The sequence below is a fragment of the Demequina litorisediminis genome (assembly GCF_030161615.1).
GTDB lineage: Bacteria > Actinomycetota > Actinomycetes > Actinomycetales > Demequinaceae > Demequina > Demequina litorisediminis.
In genome coordinates this window covers 1,039,899-1,056,139 of record NZ_BSUN01000001.1, presented here as the reverse complement: position 1 = coordinate 1,056,139, position 16,241 = coordinate 1,039,899, and the positions used below count along the sequence as shown (strand labels likewise).

At 69.6% G+C, this 16,241-nt stretch carries 16 protein-coding genes and 6 pseudogenes; 11 read left to right on the top strand and 11 right to left on the bottom strand.

Annotation, left to right across the window (positions count from 1 at the left end; genetic code table 11):
• Positions 1-134: 134 nt before the first annotated feature.
• Positions 135-425 carry a DUF1540 domain-containing protein gene (locus tag QQK48_RS06500; protein WP_284327885.1) on the bottom strand — a complete coding sequence of 97 codons (291 nt, stop codon included), beginning with the start codon at positions 423-425 and terminating at the stop codon, positions 135-137.
• Positions 426-969: 544 nt separating this feature from the next.
• Between QQK48_RS06500 and msrB the strand changes: the two are divergent.
• Positions 970-1,387: pseudogene (gene msrB, locus QQK48_RS06495) on the top strand (peptide-methionine (R)-S-oxide reductase MsrB).
• A 32-nt stretch (positions 1,388-1,419) separates the two neighbouring features.
• Positions 1,420-2,019, top strand: a complete 600-nt coding sequence (locus QQK48_RS06490; RefSeq protein WP_284327883.1) for a hypothetical protein — start codon at positions 1,420-1,422, stop codon at positions 2,017-2,019.
• 235 nt (positions 2,020-2,254) lie between these two features.
• On the opposite strand, the gene QQK48_RS06485 is transcribed toward QQK48_RS06490, so the two are convergent.
• Together QQK48_RS06485 and QQK48_RS06480 are read right to left on the bottom strand one after the other, a co-directional pair.
• Complete coding sequence (locus QQK48_RS06485; RefSeq protein WP_284327882.1) at positions 2,255-3,169, bottom strand: histidine phosphatase family protein; 915 nt, start codon at positions 3,167-3,169, stop codon at positions 2,255-2,257.
• 57 nt (positions 3,170-3,226) lie between these two features.
• A pseudogene (locus tag QQK48_RS06480) lies at positions 3,227-5,409 on the bottom strand (RNA degradosome polyphosphate kinase).
• A gap of 216 nt (positions 5,410-5,625) precedes the next feature.
• Between QQK48_RS06480 and QQK48_RS06475 the strand changes: the two are divergent.
• Positions 5,626-6,315 (top strand): phosphatase PAP2 family protein, encoded by a 690-nt coding sequence (locus QQK48_RS06475; RefSeq protein WP_284327881.1) that lies wholly within the window; start codon positions 5,626-5,628, stop codon positions 6,313-6,315.
• An 18-nt stretch (positions 6,316-6,333) separates the two neighbouring features.
• Here the strand turns inward: QQK48_RS06475 and QQK48_RS06470 are convergent, their stop codons facing one another.
• Positions 6,334-6,654, bottom strand: a complete 321-nt coding sequence (locus tag QQK48_RS06470) for a GNAT family N-acetyltransferase (RefSeq protein WP_431308299.1) — start codon at positions 6,652-6,654, stop codon at positions 6,334-6,336.
• Positions 6,651-6,854, bottom strand: coding sequence for a hypothetical protein (locus tag QQK48_RS21360; RefSeq protein ID WP_431308298.1), 204 nt, complete (start codon positions 6,852-6,854; stop codon positions 6,651-6,653). The genes QQK48_RS06470 and QQK48_RS21360 overlap by 4 nt, the downstream gene beginning before the upstream one ends.
• On the opposite strand from QQK48_RS21360, the gene QQK48_RS06465 reads away from it, so the two are divergent.
• Positions 6,853-7,044, top strand: coding sequence for a hypothetical protein (locus QQK48_RS06465; RefSeq protein ID WP_284327880.1), 192 nt, complete (start codon positions 6,853-6,855; stop codon positions 7,042-7,044). The genes QQK48_RS21360 and QQK48_RS06465 overlap by 2 nt on opposite strands.
• A 48-nt stretch (positions 7,045-7,092) precedes the next feature.
• On the opposite strand, the pseudogene gdhA reads toward QQK48_RS06465, so the two are convergent.
• The 3 pseudogenes from gdhA to acs all read right to left on the bottom strand — a co-directional run bounded on the left by gdhA (position 7,093) and on the right by acs (position 11,115).
• Positions 7,093-8,410: pseudogene (gene gdhA / locus QQK48_RS06460) on the bottom strand (NADP-specific glutamate dehydrogenase).
• Between the two features lie 163 nt (positions 8,411-8,573).
• A pseudogene (locus QQK48_RS06455) lies at positions 8,574-8,762 on the bottom strand (GreA/GreB family elongation factor); the annotation flags it as partial.
• 342 nt (positions 8,763-9,104) lie between these two features.
• A pseudogene (gene acs / locus QQK48_RS06450) lies at positions 9,105-11,115 on the bottom strand (acetate--CoA ligase).
• Positions 11,116-11,407: 292 nt separating this feature from the next.
• Here acs and QQK48_RS06445 point away from each other — a divergent pair.
• The 3 genes from QQK48_RS06445 (at position 11,408) to QQK48_RS06435 (ending at position 11,922) form a co-directional block, all read left to right on the top strand.
• Positions 11,408-11,581, top strand: coding sequence for a hypothetical protein (locus QQK48_RS06445; protein WP_284327879.1), 174 nt, complete (start codon positions 11,408-11,410; stop codon positions 11,579-11,581).
• 70 nt (positions 11,582-11,651) lie between these two features.
• On the top strand, positions 11,652-11,783 hold the full coding sequence (locus QQK48_RS06440) for a hypothetical protein (RefSeq protein ID WP_284327878.1): 132 nt from the start codon (positions 11,652-11,654) through the stop codon (positions 11,781-11,783).
• A gap of 13 nt (positions 11,784-11,796) precedes the next feature.
• Positions 11,797-11,922 (top strand): hypothetical protein, encoded by a 126-nt coding sequence (locus tag QQK48_RS06435; protein WP_284327877.1) that lies wholly within the window; start codon positions 11,797-11,799, stop codon positions 11,920-11,922.
• A 126-nt stretch (positions 11,923-12,048) separates the two neighbouring features.
• Here the strand turns inward: QQK48_RS06435 and QQK48_RS06430 are convergent, their stop codons facing one another.
• From QQK48_RS06430 to QQK48_RS06420, 3 genes are all read right to left on the bottom strand, one after another.
• Entirely contained in the window at positions 12,049-12,507 is a 459-nt protein-coding gene (locus QQK48_RS06430) for a hypothetical protein (RefSeq protein ID WP_284327876.1), read from the bottom strand.
• Positions 12,508-12,682: 175 nt separating this feature from the next.
• Complete coding sequence (locus QQK48_RS06425; protein ID WP_284327875.1) at positions 12,683-12,931, bottom strand: hypothetical protein; 249 nt, start codon at positions 12,929-12,931, stop codon at positions 12,683-12,685.
• A gap of 273 nt (positions 12,932-13,204) precedes the next feature.
• Positions 13,205-14,014, bottom strand: coding sequence for an HAD family hydrolase (locus tag QQK48_RS06420; protein WP_348523504.1), 810 nt, complete (start codon positions 14,012-14,014; stop codon positions 13,205-13,207).
• Between the two features lie 175 nt (positions 14,015-14,189).
• On the opposite strand from QQK48_RS06420, the pseudogene QQK48_RS19440 reads away from it, so the two are divergent.
• The 4 genes and pseudogenes from QQK48_RS19440 to QQK48_RS06405 form a co-directional block, all read left to right on the top strand.
• Positions 14,190-14,648, top strand: a pseudogene (locus tag QQK48_RS19440) (ATPase, T2SS/T4P/T4SS family); the annotation flags it as partial.
• Positions 14,649-14,749: 101 nt separating this feature from the next.
• On the top strand, positions 14,750-15,226 hold the full coding sequence (locus tag QQK48_RS19435) for an ATPase, T2SS/T4P/T4SS family (RefSeq protein ID WP_348523503.1): 477 nt from the start codon (positions 14,750-14,752) through the stop codon (positions 15,224-15,226).
• Entirely contained in the window at positions 15,216-15,563 is a 348-nt protein-coding gene (locus tag QQK48_RS06410) for a hypothetical protein (protein WP_284327874.1), read from the top strand. Before QQK48_RS19435 ends, QQK48_RS06410 begins: the two co-directional genes overlap by 11 nt.
• The gene (locus QQK48_RS06405; protein WP_284327873.1) at positions 15,560-16,201 is read left to right on the top strand and encodes a type II secretion system F family protein; all 642 of its coding nucleotides are present in this window, start codon (positions 15,560-15,562) and stop codon (positions 16,199-16,201) included. Before QQK48_RS06410 ends, QQK48_RS06405 begins: the two co-directional genes overlap by 4 nt.
• Positions 16,202-16,241: the final 40 nt, after the last annotated feature.

The following is a 16,241-nucleotide window of genomic DNA, read 5'->3' as shown; positions in this document are numbered from 1 at the left end:
TCACGGGTCTGAGGTGCCGGTGCCGCCACGGGTGGCGCCTGGATGCGAGGCGCCCGCAGGGGTGGCGAGGACATGACAGGGCCCGGCCCCACCATCGAGGTGGGCCGGGCCCTGTCGCCCTCAGCAGGCTGGAGTTAGGCGCGCGCCTCGAACGTGAGGCAGTCGGCGGTGTCGAAGGATGCACCCACCTCGATGGCCTCCGCGGTGCAGGCCATGTCCTCGTTGTGGATGCAGGAGGTGCGCATGCAGGCGCCCACACCGGTCTGGTCGGCGTGGCCGCCCTTGTCGTCGGTCGCGACGAACGTGGAGCACTGGGCGTGGTCGCCCGAGACGTTGATGGCGCCTGCGCGGCAGCCGTCGTGGTTGAAGCCGCACGTCGCGACCGAACAGGACGAGACGATGGGAAGGCTGATCATGGTGGCCATGGTGACTCCTGACGTAGTGGTCTGATGTGTCCACGCTACGTCGAAAAATGGCACTGCGCTACATTTCTGAATAAAGATCTAATGATGTCGCCAAATGAATTACGAAACTCCATTGTTGACATTAGGTATCCCTTAGCCGCCATCTACCAGCAACTTTGGCGGTTCGTGGTGCACTCCGCCAGATTTAGGTGCGCGACACGTTTCTTTTTGCGACATTCTTTCGGTGCGACACTCGCGGCCCCACCAAAGCGAACCTGACCGCCTTCGCGACCACGGCATCGGCCGCTCGCGAGCGCCAATCTGGGGCGAGCGGGAACAAATACCGCCGCGGGCGCGTCTGACTGGGTGAACCCGTCACGGCGCGAGCCGCATGGGCGACTCAGGTCAAAGACTCGCGCGGCGCCCGGCCGATCCCCCTCAGCCGGCCGGGCGCCGCGTGATGACCAGGGTCGCGTACCCTGTGGGAGCCCCGCGCAACGCGCGAGCCCCGCGGGAGCGCCCGCCGGGGCGGGTTCCCTTCATTTCCCTTGAGAAGGAGAGCGCAATGACTGCCAAGATCACCAAGTCCGAGGCCGAGTGGCGTGCAGAGCTGTCCGACGCGGAGTACCAGGTACTCCGAGAGGCAGGCACGGAGCGCCCCTGGACCGGCGAACTCCTCGACAACACGCGTGACGGCGTCTACCGATGCCGTGCCTGCGGCGCCGAGCCTGTTCCGCTCCGACACCAAGTTCGACTCCCACTGCGGATGGCCGTCCTTCTTCACCGCGGAGAACGACGCCGTGGTGCTCAGCGAAGACGCGTCGCTCGGCATGATTCGCACCGAGGTGCGGTGCGCCACGTGCGAGTCCCACCTGGGCCACGTGTTCCCCGATGCGCCGCAGACACCTACCGGCGACCGCTTCTGCATCAACTCCGTCTCGCTGACCTTCGAGGACGCCGCGGCGCCCACCGAGGAGTCCTGACCTTGGCGGTCCCGCGCTTTCACAAGCCGGCCATGCTCGACATGGAGATGGCCGACCAACTTGAAGGGGACATCGACCCCGCCGACCGCGGCCTCATCGCCCACGAGACCGCGCTCGCGCTGGTGTCGCAGGCGCGCGAATCGGGCGACCCCGAACTCACCCAGCGCCTCGTACGACTCGTGGACGAGGAAGGCATCGACACCGTCGCCATGATGTGGTCGAAGGCCGGAGCGCACACGCTGCCGGGCGCCCTATGGCGCATCTACATGCTGCGCGAATGGGTCAAGCACGACGCCGATGCCGTGGCTCGGTCGTATCACCACGGCGTCAATGCCGCTCACGTCCGTCACGCCATCGCCGGCGTCGAGGACCCGCCCGGCCCGCGCGAGGTCCAGACGCTCGCCGACTCGGTCCTCTCCGGCGTGTTCTCCGGTGACCTCGCGGTCGCGCTCCAGCGCGCGGGCGCGTTCTGCCGCGTGGTGGCGACGGGCGCCGCCTTCGAGGCCGAGTCTGACGACGGCCACCACGACCGACGCGCCCACCAGACCGCGCTGCGCGCATCCCAACTCCTGCGCACGGGCGAGGACCTCGAGCGCTGCGCAGCCATGTGGAACGAGGGACGCCTCGACTGAGGCCCGCATGCCCGCCGCCGGGAACACGGACGCCCGTGGAGACGTAGAGTAGGAACAGGACATCGGGGCGCGGTAGCCCCGGGCTCCAACATCAGCCGCCTCGAGCGGCCTTCGCGCCGACTGGCGCTCCCGCCCCGGTGTCCGCCTCTCCCACTCTTCCTCGTGCCGCCGCGTCGCGGCGTCTCCGAGCGCGGGACGGAGCGCGGGATTGAGCCGCCGCCGCGATGTGCCCGCGCTATGGGTGGACGTGCAGCAGATGCGTCTCGATCGCGGTCACGCGCGGGCCCGACTCCGTGTCCACCACGTGTGCCACCAGCACGCCGCCGGCAGGCAGGTACGGGTTCTTCCGGGGAAGCGCGCCGCGCGTGTAGGGCCGCGTCGCCGCCCGCATCATCTCGATGATGGTGGGCAGCGTGGGCCGATGCGCACACACCACCCGAGATCCGGACTTCCCGAGCAGCCCCACGAACGTCTTAGCGGTCGCGAGCGGCGCCTCGGCGTGACCGGGCTCGGTGAGCGACTCGTGGGTCTTGATCTCGATGCCCGATGCCGCGGCATAGGGCTCGACCGTCGCCACGCATCGGCGCGCGGGAGAGGAGTCGATGCGTCGCGCGCCAAAGGCGGCAAACAGCGACACCAACTCGTGCGCGCGCAAGGTGCCGCGCTTCGTGATGGGGCGGCGTGCATCGGGCCCCTTCCAGGCCTTGCGACGCTTGGCGCGCGCATGCCTGACCAGGACGAAGGCGCGCGTCAGGAGGCGATCGTTCTCCCAGGCGTCCACGAGGACCTCGAGCGGGCGCAGGTCCTCGGGAAACGTGATGCGCTCGCGCGCCTCGTTCACCCCGAGCCACAGCACCTTGTCGATCTCGTTCTTGGAGGCGCTCTTCACCGGCGGCCGTGCCGCGACGGCCGCCGCGGCACCGGCCGATGCGACCTGCGCCGCCCAGTACTTCACCACCTTGGTCTTGCCTCCGGTGGGGTAGCGCAGGGTGGGCAGCGGCTGGCCAAGCACCACCTGCTTGCCCGTCTCCTCGGCCACCTCGCGGATGGCGCAGGCGGGAAGCGTCTCGCCCTCGTCGAGCCTTGCCCTTGGGCCATGACCAGTCGTTGTAGCGCGGCCGATGCACCGCCATGACCTGCAGTTCCCCATCCCGGACGCGCCAGACCAAGGCGCCCGCCGCGATCACGGTGCCGGGAGGGTGGCCTGTCACTTGCGCTTGGCCCTGCGCTTGGGCTGGCGGCGGATGTAGGCGGCCTGCAGGTCATGCAGACGGTTGCCCTCGGCATCGGTCACCTCGCGCACGTAGGTGCCGTCCTCGCCGAGCTCCCACGCCGAGACCTGGTCGGACATGGCGAGGTCGATGTTCTCCAGCAGGAACTCCTTCTGGGAGGGAGTCACGATGGTGATCAGGGCCTCGATGCGGCGGTCCAGGTTGCGGTGCATGAGGTCGGCCGAGCCGATGAACACCTCAGGCTCGTCGTCGCCCGCAAACGCGTAGACGCGCGAGTGCTCAAGGAAGCGACCAAGGATCGAGCGCACTCGGATGTTCTCGCTGAGGCCGGGCACGCCGGGGCGCAACGCGCAGATGCCGCGCACCACCAGGTCCACCTTCACGCCGGCCTGCGACGCGCGGTACATCGCGTCGATGGTCTTCTCGTCAACCACCGAGTTGACCTTGATCTTGACCCACGCTTCCTTGCCTGCGCGGGCGCGGTCGGCCTGGGCGTCGATGCGCTGGATGAGCCCGGCACGCACCCCGATGGGGGACACGATGAGGCGACGGAAGCGAGCCTTGGGTGCGTAGCCGGACAGGCTGGTTGAACAGGCTTGGTGAGGTCGGCGCCCACCTCGGGGTCCTTGGTCAGCAGGCCGTAGTCCTCGTACAGGCGCGCCGTCTTGGGGTGATAGTTGCCGGTGCCCACGTGGCAGTAGCGCACCAGGCCCGTGTCCTCCTGGCGCACCACCAGCGAGAGCCTTGCAGTGCGTCTTGAGGCCCACCAGGCCGTACACCACGTGCACGCCGGCCTTCTCCAGGCTTGCGAGCCCACGAGATGTTCTGCTGCTCGTCGAACCGCGCCTTGATCTCGACGAGCGCCACCACCTGCTTGCCGTTGCGGGCGGCCTCGATGAGGGAGTCCACGATGGGCGAGTCGCCCGACGTGCGGTAGAGCGTCTGCTTGATCGCGAGCACCTTGGGATCCACCGCGGCCTGCGCGAGGAACGCCTGCACCGACGTCGAGAACGAGTCATACGGGTGGTGCAGCAGCACGTCACCGCGACGGATCGCCTCGAAGATGTTCTGCTCGTCCGCAGTCTCGACCGGCGCGAGCCTGGTGGTGCGTGGTGGGACGGAACGCCTCGAACTGCAGGCGCGGACGGTCAAGGTCGGCGATGACGTGCAGGCCCGTGAGGTCCAGCGGTTCGGGCAGGAGGAACACGTCGCGCTCGGTGATGCCCCTCACGCACCAACAGGTCGTGAATGTGCGTGGGCAGGTCCTGAGCGACCTCGAGGCGGACGGCGGGGCCAAAGCGCCTGCGCAGCAGGCTCCTTCTCCATCGCCTTCAGGAGGTTCTCCGCGTCGTCCTCCTCGACCTCCACGTCCTCGTTGCGGGTCACGCGGAACGCGTGATGGTCGGTGACGACCATGCCGGGGAACAGGTAGTCGAGCCTGCGCCGCGATGACGTCCTCGAGGGGAACGAACGAGCGCGGCTCGTCGTCGAGCGTCGTGGCGTCGGTGACCGCGGTCGCATGCCCGGCGGAGTCGACCGAGAGGAAGCGGGGCAGCGTCTCGGGGATCTTCACGCGCGCGAACAGGTTCTTGCCCGTGTCAGGGTCCTGGAGTTCAATCGCAAGGTTCAGCGACAGGCCCGAGATGTACGGGAATGGGTGGGCGGGGTCCACCGCGAGCGGCGTCAACACCGGGAAGATGTCCGAGCGGAACAATTTGCGCAGCCGGTCCTGCTCACCTGCCCCGAGGCTCGTCGAAGCGCACGATGTGAATGCCCTGGTCATTGAGGGCGGGCAGCACCTGCTCCTCGAAGACCGCGGCGTGACGGTCCATGGTGGTGGGCGCGGTCCGTGAGGATCTCGACGAGGCGCGTGGCGCTCATGCCGGTGGCGCTGGGAAGGGCGAAACCGGCCGCGATACGGCGCTTCAGGCCCGCCACACGGACCATGAAGAACTCGTCGAGGTTGGACGCGAAGATCGCGAGGAACCTGGCCCGCTCCAGCAGCGGCGTGGCCGAGTCCTCCGCCAACTCGAGCACACGCTGGTTGAACGCCAGCCACGACAGGCTCGCGGTCCAGGAAGCGGTCGTCGGGAAGGTCCGCAGGCTCCGGCTCCGCCACCTCAAGATCGACGGTCGTGGCGGTGCGCGTCTCCTCCATCTCCGGCTTCACGGCGACATCCTGGGGCGTGGACGTGGCGGTGGACGGGAGCGAGGTGTCGGACATAGAGGCCATCGTGGCACGGCTCGCGCGCGTGTCACCAGCCCTGGGTCCCGAATTCACCCACCGTCTGCCTGGAGGTCGCCGTCGGTGCTTGGGGCGCGACGGACCGACAGACTCTGTCCGACGCCATCTGTCGCCACGTAGTCTGGACCGATGCGTGATGCCTGGTACCGCCTGCCGCCTTGGGTGCGGGCGCTCGCGCCAGGGCTACTGATCGCGGCCGCCGGTGCTTTCGGCTTCGTGCAGATCCTCGATGAGGTCATCGAGCAGGACAAGTTCACCGGGGTCGACGAGCCGCTGATCCAGTGGTTCGCCGAGCATCGGACCGCGTGGGTGACCACCGTGATGACGGCGATCACCACGGTCTTTGGGCCGGTGGTGCTGCCCGTGCTGGTGGCGATCGGCGCGGGCGTGTGGGGGTGGCGCTCCCGCGGCTGGCGCGACCCGCTCCTGCTCGTAGGCGCCATGCTGGTCGCGACCGGCGTGACCTCGGCCGCGAAGTTGGTGGTGGGGCGTGCACGCCCTCCCGAGGATGTGCAGGTGGTGCCTGGCCTGGAGGAATCGTTCTCCTTCCCCTCGGGGCACACCACCGGAGCCGCCACGCTGGTGCTCGTGACCGGCTACCTGTTGTGGCGACGGCGTCGCACGCGCCGCCTCCTCGCCTGGTGGGCGGTGGCCGCCGTCGTGGTCGTCGGTGCCGTGGCCCTCACCCGCATGTACCTGGGCTACCACTTCCTCTCAGACGTACTCGCGGGCGCGTGTGTGGGCGTCTTCACGCTGGGGCTGGTGGTCATGGTCGACCGATGGCTCGACCTGCGCGCGGGCCGCCTCGCCTCGGGCTGAGGCTCGCCAGCGGTCCGCTCACAGCCCGAGCGTCAGGTACCGGCTGAGGGGGTCGGGGCGGTAGTCGGCGAACGGCTCACAGTCCACAAAACCGTGGCGCTCGTAGAGCCGATGCGCCGGCGCGAAGGGTGCGTCGGTGCCCGTCTCGAGGCTCACCCTGGCGTAGCCGCGCGTGCGCGCGGCCCCAAGAATCGCGCCCAGGATGGCGGTGGCGACGCCGCGGCCGAGTGCCGCATCGGCCGTGCGCATGGACTTGACCTCGCCGTGCTCCGCATCTAGTTCCTTCAGCGCGCCGATGCCGAGCAGTTCGCCCTGGTCCCACGCGGTCCAGACCGTCACGCGGGGTCGCGCAGCGCGTCGAGGGGGAGTGCGTGGACGGAGCAGGCGGGGGACCCCGCGTGCATGGCCGCGAGGTGTGCGGCGAGGAGGGCGTGGACCGCGGGGCGCGAGAGGTCGTCGATCTCGATGATCACGCCGCCAGTGTGCCACCGGCCCGCCTGCACGGCTCCCGCCCGCGGCGGCACTACCCTCTCACGCATGGGAATCAATGCCTGGCTGGTGATACTCGCGATCGCCACCGCCGCGGTGATCGCGCTGTACTTGCGCCGCTACCGCGACCGCTGGCCCCAGGCCGTCTTCGTGGGCCTCGGAGTCTTCGCGCTGCTGTTCGCGGTCAAGTGGGGTGCCGACGGCATCGCCGCGTTCGAATGGGTGGCCGCGGAGGACTGACGAGGTGAGGGCCGCCATCGGCATGAAGGCGGCCCCCACCTGCGATGCCTAGATGACGCCGAAGGCGATCATCGCATCGGCCACCCGGGTGAAGCCCGCGATGTTCGCGCCCACCACGTAGTCGCCGGGGGCGTCGTACTCGTCCGCCGTCGCCACGCACGTGTCGTGGATGGTGGCCATCGTCTCGCGCAGTCGTGCATCCGTGTGCTCGAAGGTCCACGAGTCCCGCGACGCGTTCTGCTGCATCTCCAGCGAACTGGTGACCACGCCGCCGGCGTTCGCGGCCTTGCCCGGCGCGAACAACACTCCCGCGCCACGGAACACCGCCACCGCCTCGGGCGTCGACGGCATGTTCGCGCCCTCCGCCACGGCGATGAGGCCGTGCCGCACCATCGTCGCCGCGGCAGTGCCGGAGATCTCATTCTGCGTGGCACACGGCAGCGCCACCGTCGCGGGCACGTCCCAGACCGACCCGCCCGAGACGTGCTGGGCACCCGTGCGACGGGCGTACTCGTCGAGCCGCTCCCGCTCGGTGAGCCTTCACGTCCTTGAGAACGCCGAGGTCAAGCCCGCCCTCGTGCACCACGTAGCCATCGGAATCCGACACCGCAACCACCACGGCGCCCAACTCCTGCGCCTTCTGCACGGCGTGAATCGCGACGTTGCCCGAACCCGAGACCACCACGCGCTGGCCCTCCAGGCTCGTGACCCGCGTTGCGCAGCATGCGGTCCGCGAAGTACACGGCACCAAAGCCCGTCGCCTCGGTACGCACCTGCGAGCCGCCCCAGGTCAGGCCCTTGCCGGTCAGGACGCCGGACTCGTAGCGGTTCGTGATGCGCTTGTACTGGCCAAACAGGTAGCCCAGGCTCGCGGCCGCCCACGCCGATGTCGCCGGCTGGCACGTCCGTGTACTCGCCCAGGTGCCGGTGCAGTTCCGTCATGAACGACTGGCAGAAGCGCATGATCTCCGCGTCCGAGCGGCCGCGCGGGTTGAAGTCAGAGCCGCCCTTGCCGCCACCCAGCGGCATGCCGGTGAGCGAGTTCTTGAAGATCTGTTCGAACCCCAGGAACTTCACCGTGCCGAGGCTGACGCTCGGGTGGAAGCGCAGGCCGCCCTTGTACGGGCCAAGGACCGAGCCTGAACTCCACACGGAAGCCACGGTTGACCTGAATCTGGCCGGCATCGTCCACCCACGGCACCCGGAAGATGATCTGGCGTTCCGGCTCGCACAGGCGCCGGATCACCTCGGCATCGGCGTATTGGGGGTGCTTGCTCACCACCGGGCCGAGCGTCTCGAGAACTTCGTGGACGGCCTGGTGAAACTCGGGCTCCGCGGGATTGCGGTGGGTGACCTCGGCGAGGATGGGCTCGCTCGGGGTGCAGGTCGGTCATGGCAAACCTTTCCGGTGGTGAGCCGGGAGGCGCCGGGTGTGAGCCGGGGCCTGACCCTGGCTGCGGGATCAGGCGACGGGTCGCGCCTGGGTAATGGTGAGGGTGCGCGCGCCCTGGGGTGCGGCGAGGCTCGGCAGTGTCGCCCACAGACAGGCCCGCGATGGCGGTGCCCAGCGGCGAGGCGGGGGAGTAGACGGGCAGGTCAATGTCCGCGTCTCCAGCAAGCATGGTGCGGTCGCCCAGCACAAAGGCAAGGGTCGAGCCGTCGTCGTCGAACGTGACGGTCACAGCCATTCCGGGCTCCACGAGGCCGTCATCGGGCATCTCGCTGACCGTCACGTTCGCGAGAAGGTCACGCAGGCTCGACCACGCGTGCACGCGTGGTCGCGTCGTCGCGGGAGGCGGTCTCAAGACCGTCGAGGCTCGTCTTGGAGGCGCTGGCGCGCCGTCGGGGTCATCCACATCGCGTCCTCGGACACGGGGCATCGTTCCTTTTCTCTCGGGGTAAAGCAAAAGGCCGGACGGCGTCCGGCCTGGGTATTCGGAGCATCGTACACGGGCCGCGTCACGGTGCGAGCCCGACCGAAGTCCCGGCCCACGAGCGCCGATGCCGGCGCACCCTCCGCACGAAGGGGTGCGCCGGCATCGGCCGGGCGTGATCAGGGGTCAGTCCTGATCGGCCTTGCCCGTCTCCAACCCGTCGCGGATCGCGTCCATCACCGAGGAATCGGCGAGCGTGGTCACGTCGCCTACCGTCCGATGCTCGGCGACGTCGCGCAGCAGGCGACGCATGATCTTGCCCGAGCGGGTCTTCGGGACCTCCGAGACCACCAGGATGGTCCGCGGCTTCGCGAGCGCGCCGATCTGGTTCTTCACCTGCTCGCGCAGGGCGACCGCGACCTCGTGGCCGCTGGCGTGGGCGCCATCACCATCGGACTTCACGACCACGAACGCCACGACCGCCTGGCCCGTAGTCTCATCCGCGGCGCCCACCACGGCCGCCTCCGCCACCCACGGGTGGGACACGAGCGCGTGCTCGATCTCCGTGGTGGATAGCCGATGGCCGGAGACGTTCATCACGTCGTCGACGCGGCCCATGAGCCAGATGTCCCCGTCGGCATCGCGCTTGGCGCCGTCTCCCGCGAAATACAGGCCGCGAAACCGGCTCCAGTACGTGTCCTCGTAGCGCTCCCGGTCACCCCAGATGCCGCGCAGCATCGACGGCCACGGCTGGTCCAGCACCAGGTAACCGCCGCGCCCTGGCCCCACCTCGTGAGCGTCGTCGTCCACCACGGCAGCGCTGACGCCGGGCAGGGGCACCTGCGCCGAGCCGGGCTTCGTGGACGTCACGCCCGGCAGCGGGGAGATCATGATGGAGCCGGTTTCGGTCTGCCACCACGTGTCGACGATGGGGCAGCGGTCGCCGCCGATGACGCGACGGAACCACATCCATGCCTCGGGGTTGATGGGCTCGCCCACCGACCCCAGCAGGCGCAGGCTCGACAGGTCGAACTTCGCGGGGATCGCCTCGCCCCACTTCATGAAGGTACGGATGGCGGTGGGGGCGGTGTAGAAGATTGACACCTTGTACTTCTCGATGATCTCCCACCAGCGGCCCTCGTGAGGCGCGTTCGGCACGCCCTCGTAGAGCACCTGGGTGGCGCCGTTAATCATCGGGCCGTAGACGATGTAGGCTGTGGCCGGTGATCCAGCCCACGTCCGCCGAGCACCAGTAGACGTCCGTCTCGGGCTTGAGGTCGAACACCACGCGATGCGTGTACGCCGCGCCCGTGAGGTAGCCGCCGGTGGTGTGGAACAGCCCCTTCGGCTTTCCGGTGGTGCCCGAGGTGTACAGGATGAACAGCGGGTGCTCGGCCTCCACCATGACGGGGGTGTGGGTGGCCGATGCCGGCTCCACCACGTCGTGCCACCACAGGTCGCGTCCCTCGGTCCACGCAGTGTCCTGGCCGGTGCGCTTCACGACTAGCACGTGTTCCACGGAGGCGGCCTCGGTGGGGTTGGCCTCGCTCGGGGCGAGGGCGGCGTCGACGAGCGGCTTGAGGGCGAGGTGGGCGCCACGGCGGTTGCCGCCATCGGCCGTGATCACCGCCTTGGCCTCGGCGTCGTCGATGCGCTGGCGCAGCGAGTCGGCGGAGAAGCCGCCGAACACCACGGAGTGGATGGCGCCGATGCGTGCGCACGCGAGCATCGAGATCACTGCCTCGGGGATCTGGGGCAGGTAGATGGCGACCCGATCGCCCTTGGTGAGGCCCATGCCCTCCAGGGCATTCGCAGCCTTCGACACCTCACGCTGCATGTCCGCATAGGTCAGTGTGCGGGCGTCGCCCGGCTCGCCCTCGAAGTGGAAGGCGACGCGATCGCCGCGGCCCTCGCGTACGTGACGGTCCACGGCGTTGTCGCACGCGTTCAGGGTGCCGTCGGCAAACCACCTGGCGACGGGGGCGTCGGACCAGTCGAGGGTCTCGGTGAAGGGCGTGTCCCACGCGAGGCGTTGAGCCTCGTCGCGCCAAAAGCCCAGGCGGTCCGCGGCTGCGCGCGTGTACATCTCCGAGCGGGCGTTCGCCTGCGAGGCGAAGTCCAGCGACGGGGGGAAGGAGCGGCTCTCGGTGTGCAGGTTCTCGAGGGCAGGGGACTTTGTCTGGGCATCGTTGACCATGCCGTCAGAGTAGGCGCGGGTCACGCCTACGCCAAACGTTTGTAAGGATGCCTGCTAAAACCCCTGATGCCGTGTCGTGGGGCCTCTCGCTGCGCCCCGTCACCACCTCCCCCGACCCCACTTTGAACCAAATTCGCGGCGACGCGCCGGGCGGGGGTGTCGCCGCGGGCGCCTCGCGCGGCGTGTCGCGGGCGGATCCGGTTCAAAGTGAGGGTGTGTGCGGGGCATTCCCGCGTCAGCGGTCCGCGAACTGGCGTGGCGCGACCGGCCCTGCGGTGCGAGCATCGGACCTATGAGCGATTCCACCCAGGACAAGGCCAAGGACCTGACCGACAAGGCCGTGGACAGCGATGCCGAGCGCCACGACCCGTCGTCGCCCCCCACGGACACCGATGCGCTCGGTAAGGACGTGCCGCACGGTGACGGTGAGCCCCGTGAGACTGATGGGCAGGAAGACCCGGCCTGACGTTCTCGCGCCACGCCGGGCATCGGCCCTCCGCCGCGCGCTCAAGCCCTAAGCGTGTGACGATGGCCAAATGAGTGCTGAAGGATATGACTACCGCACCCGCTCGACAGGCGAGGTGGTGATCTTCCACCACGGCAAGGCTCGTCAAGACCCTCAAGGGGGACGAGGCCGAGACTTTCGCCAGTGCCGTCGAGGCCGGTGACCCTCAGTCAGCGATGGCGAACGCTGTCGGCAACGACGGCCAGGTCGAGCACCCGGGCTCGCACTCCGAGTCCTCCGGCGGCATGCGCAACAACGGCGCCGCCCACGGCCACACGGAGTTCCGCCGCAAGAGCGTGTGACGCTGGCTCCTGCGAGTCGTTGAGTGCTCGGAAACCGCGGAAACCGGGCACCCAGTGACTACCAGGGCGCTCGTGCCTACTCGACGGTGAATGAACGCCTCGGAAATCGCGACCGTCGGGGCGGCGTCAACCACGTAGGACTCCGGCACGTCTCGCGTAAGGACTGTGGTCAGGACGTCCTGCGGAACGTCGCAGAGCCTTCTCGGTGCCGCCATCGGGCGTCTCCGACTCCTCGCAGTACGGGGCGATGCGCTCGTCATCGGCGATGCCGGAGTAGCCCGCCGTGTACTGCAGCAGCGAGAGGTCCGTGAGGCCCTCCTCGGTCAGCGCGCGGGCGATCGCAGCGGGCTCCCCCTGGATGATGGGGCTCCACGCGTAGACCTTGTACTCGCCAGCAGGGAGAGTGGCGTGCTCGTCCTCGAACGCGGCCACCTCCTCGTAGCGTTCCGCGATCTCCTCGTCAGTGGCACCGTCCCAGTCGAAGTCATCCCACAGGGCCGAGAGCTCGCCCGCGACGTCGCACAGGGACGCACCGGTGATGTCGTACGAGCCGCTGCCCGCGGCAGGTACCTCGGACGTCGCCATGAAGAGCCTGCGGCACAAACTCACTACCCCAGTCGGGCGTGACCACCACATCGTCACGGGTGACGATGAGCCTGTCCCTGCTGGGCGAGGAAGGCGGTGATGGTCGAGGACTCCACCGTGAAGGACATGGTGGCGCTCGCGGCACCGTCGGCCGTCGCGACCTCCACCACGGGGCTCACGCCGTTGGCCGCTGCGGCATCGCCGGTCCACGTGTCGCCGCAGGCGGGGGCTCGAAGAGGCCGGCCGCCTGGGACTCGATGGCATCGAGGTCGTAGGACAGCGACACGGTCGAGGCCTCGACGGCGGAGGTGCCAGGAGCGGGCTCGCCATCGGAGGAGACGAGCCACTTGACTCCGTACCACCCCACTGCTGCGGACGCGCCCGCCACCGCGATCGCGCCGACGACCATCAGGCCCTTATGCATGGGGCTCCCATTCCTCCCGGCGCATGCGTGCGCCCGCTGCTCCATCGTGGGGTTGAGGCACAAGGATACGTGGCCGCGCACCGATTTTCGGCGCTTTTCTCCCCGCCCGCGCGCCACCCCTGGCAGGTGCCCGGCGCACGGTGAAGTTCCTGTGCTCTTGACCTTCCCAACGTACGAGCGGTGCAAAACGTTGGGGTGATCTTGACCACGCGCGAGGTCCGCTCGCCGTCAGGGGCGCGCGGACCGTTTCGGAGGCGTCAGCGGGCCGATGCGTCAGGCGTCAGGCGTCGTCGCGCGGGCGGCTGCGACGCCCCAGCATTGCGAGCCCCACGGCGATCGCCGCAACGGCCACGACGACCAGGGCGGTCGAGCGCGGCGTGGGCTTGCCGCGTAGTTCCACGGGCCGCTTGAAGCGCAGGTTTCCCCAGCCGTTCTGGATGGCAGCGCGGCGGAGGTTGCGGTCCGCGTTGACGGTGAAGCCATGGCCGACGGCATCGAGCATGGGGGCATCGGTGATGGAATCGGAGTACGCGTAGGCTGCGGCGCAGGTCGTAACCGCGCTCCTCCGCGAGGGCGCGAATCGCATCGGCCTTGGCCTCGCCGTAGGCGTAGAAGGCTCACCTCGCCGGTGTAGAAGCCCTTCTTGACCTTGAGCTCCGACGCGATGACGTGGTCGGCTCCCAGGATCTGCGCGATGGGCTCGACGATGTCGCGCACCGAGGCGGAGACGATCACCACGTCGCGGCCGTTGGCGTGATGGCGCTGGATCAGTTCGAGGGCCTCGGCGTACACCACCGGATCGATGTGCTCGTGGACGGTCTCGTTCACGATCTGCTTGACCTTGGCGACCTCCCACCCCTTGATGAGGTCGGACAGGGAGTCGCGCAGCCGGTTGGTCTGGCGTTCGTCTGCCGCGCCCACCAGGAAGAGGAACTGCGCGTACGCGGTGCGCAGCGCATCGGCCCTCGTGATCAGTCCTCCCTGGTAGAAGGACCGCGAGAACGCCATCGAGGAACTCGTGGCAATGATCGTCTTGTCCAGATCGAAGAACGCCGCCGAGGGGCGACGGGTCGTGCGCGGCATGGCACCTCCTTGATCGGACCAGCCTAACGGGACGCTGTGACGTGGGCCAGGCCGGGCCGCCGAGCGAGCGCCGCGGAGCCCGTGCGTCGTCCCCAGGTCTGCCCGGCATCGGCCGTCCTCCACCGCCGTCGCCACGTGCGGGCGCCGCCTCCGGCGCCCGTGTCAGCCTCACGGCATGGAAGTCAACGAGGAGGCCGAGCGGCCGTGGGCGGGGCCGCTTGGGCCGCTGCTCGCGCGCCCCGGAGTGACCGATGTACTGGTTCAAGAGCCCGGGTATGCCTGGGTCGACAGCGGTGGCGCCCTCGCGCGGGAGGCCGTCGACCTGTCCGATGCCGACGCTGTCCGTGCGCTCGCGGTGAGGATGGCGGGGGCGGGCGGGCGCAGACTTGACGACGCGGCTCCCTTGGTGGACGCGCGCCTGCCCGACGGCACCCGCCTGCATGCCGTCCTGCCACCCCTCGCCCCCGACTGCGCTGCCATCTCGCTCAGATCGGTGCGCGCGCGGGCGCTCGACATGGAGGACCTGGTCGCCTCGGGAATGGTGACCGGCCCGCTCGGGCAGGTGCTGCGCGCGATGGTGGCGCGGCGCCTGTCCGTGCTGGTCACGGGCGCGACGGGCTCCGGCAAGACCACCCTGCTGGCGTCGCTCCTGTCACTCGTCGATCCGGGCGAGAGAATTCTCATCATCGAGGAGGCGGGGAACTCTCGCCCGCGCATCCGCATGTGGTGCGGCTCGTGGAACGGCGCGCCAATATCGAGGGCTCGGGGGCGGTGGGGCTGTCCACCCTGGTGCGGGAGGCGATGCGCATGCGGCCCGACCGGGTGGTGCTCGGCGAGTGCCGAGGAGCCGAGGTCCGCGAGGTGCTCTCCGTGTTCAATACGGGTCACCGCGGAGGGTTCGCGACTTTGCATGCGAATTCGCCTGCCGATGCGCCCGCTCGCCTGGTCGCGCTCGGCTCGCTCGCGGGACTCGACCAGCGCACGGTGGAGTTGCAGGCGGCGATCGCGTTCGATGCGGTGGTCCACGTGGAGCGGATCGGTGATGCCCGGCGCGTCACACGGGTGGCCACGCTCGCTCGGGCCGCCGATGCCTCCCTCACCGCCGTTGACGCTCTCGTGTGGGACCGGGGCAGGTGGGTCACCGGGCCCGCGTGGGAGGCCCTGGGGGCCCGGCTCGGCGTCGAGATCGAGGTGGGTCTTCGTGTGGCGTAGATGGCGGCGGCGTGGCCCGAGCGCGGAGGGCCAAGCGGCGCCTGTCGCCAACGATCCCGCGCGCGCCCTCGCCGATGCGGTGGCCATGCTCGACGCCGGCCTGCCGCCCGAACGCGCGTGGGCCATGGCGGGGGTGGAGGTCGACGCGGACGGCGCCCCCGCGGCGTCCGCCTTCCGCGAGGACCCTGGCCTCGGCGACGCGGTCGCTGCGGCGGTGCGCCTCGCGGGCGAGGGGGAATGCCGCTCGCGGGTGTGCTGCGCCGTGTCTTGGTGGTGGTGCACGCCCGGAGGGAGGCGGCCGATGCGTGTGAGGCGGCCCTCGCGGGACCGCGCATGAGCGCGCGCGTCCTTGCCTGGCTGCCGCTTGCTGGGCTGGGGCTGGCGGCCCTGCTCGATCCGGGCGCGCTCCGGCTCGTGGCGACGGAGCCGGTGGGCTGGGTGCTGCTGACCATCGGCGCCGTGCTCACATGGATAGGAAGGCGCTGGACCCGTGCGCTTCTCGCACGCGCCGACCCTCCGCGGCAGGCGGTCCCGACAGCGATCACGCTCGCCCTGACCGATGCCGTCCTCGCGTCCGGCGTGGACGTCGCGGGTGCGCTCGTGCGTGTGGGAGCGGCGGTGGGACGTGATGGGGAGAGCCTGCGGATCGCGGGCGAACGGCTCGCCGCCGGCGCTCCGTTTGACGAGGCCTGGGAACAGGGCTCGCGGGAGAAGCCCTCCGCGCTCGCCGCGGCGGTAAGGCGTGCGCTTCGTGCGGCTCGGCTTGCTGGCGCCTCGGCAGCGCCTGCCCTCGCGGTCGCGATCGACGCCGAACTGCGTGAGGAGCGTCGCCAGTCCCAGCGTGCGGCGGCAGAACTGTCCGTCACGCTCGCGCTGCCGCTCACCTTGTGCCTGCTGCCTGCGTTCATCGTGGTGGGGGTGGTGCCGCTGATCGCTGCCGTCATCGCGTCGGCGGACCTCGGCGGTGTCCTGTGAGCGGCGTTGTCCCCAGGCCAGGCGTCCTAGGGCGCGTCCT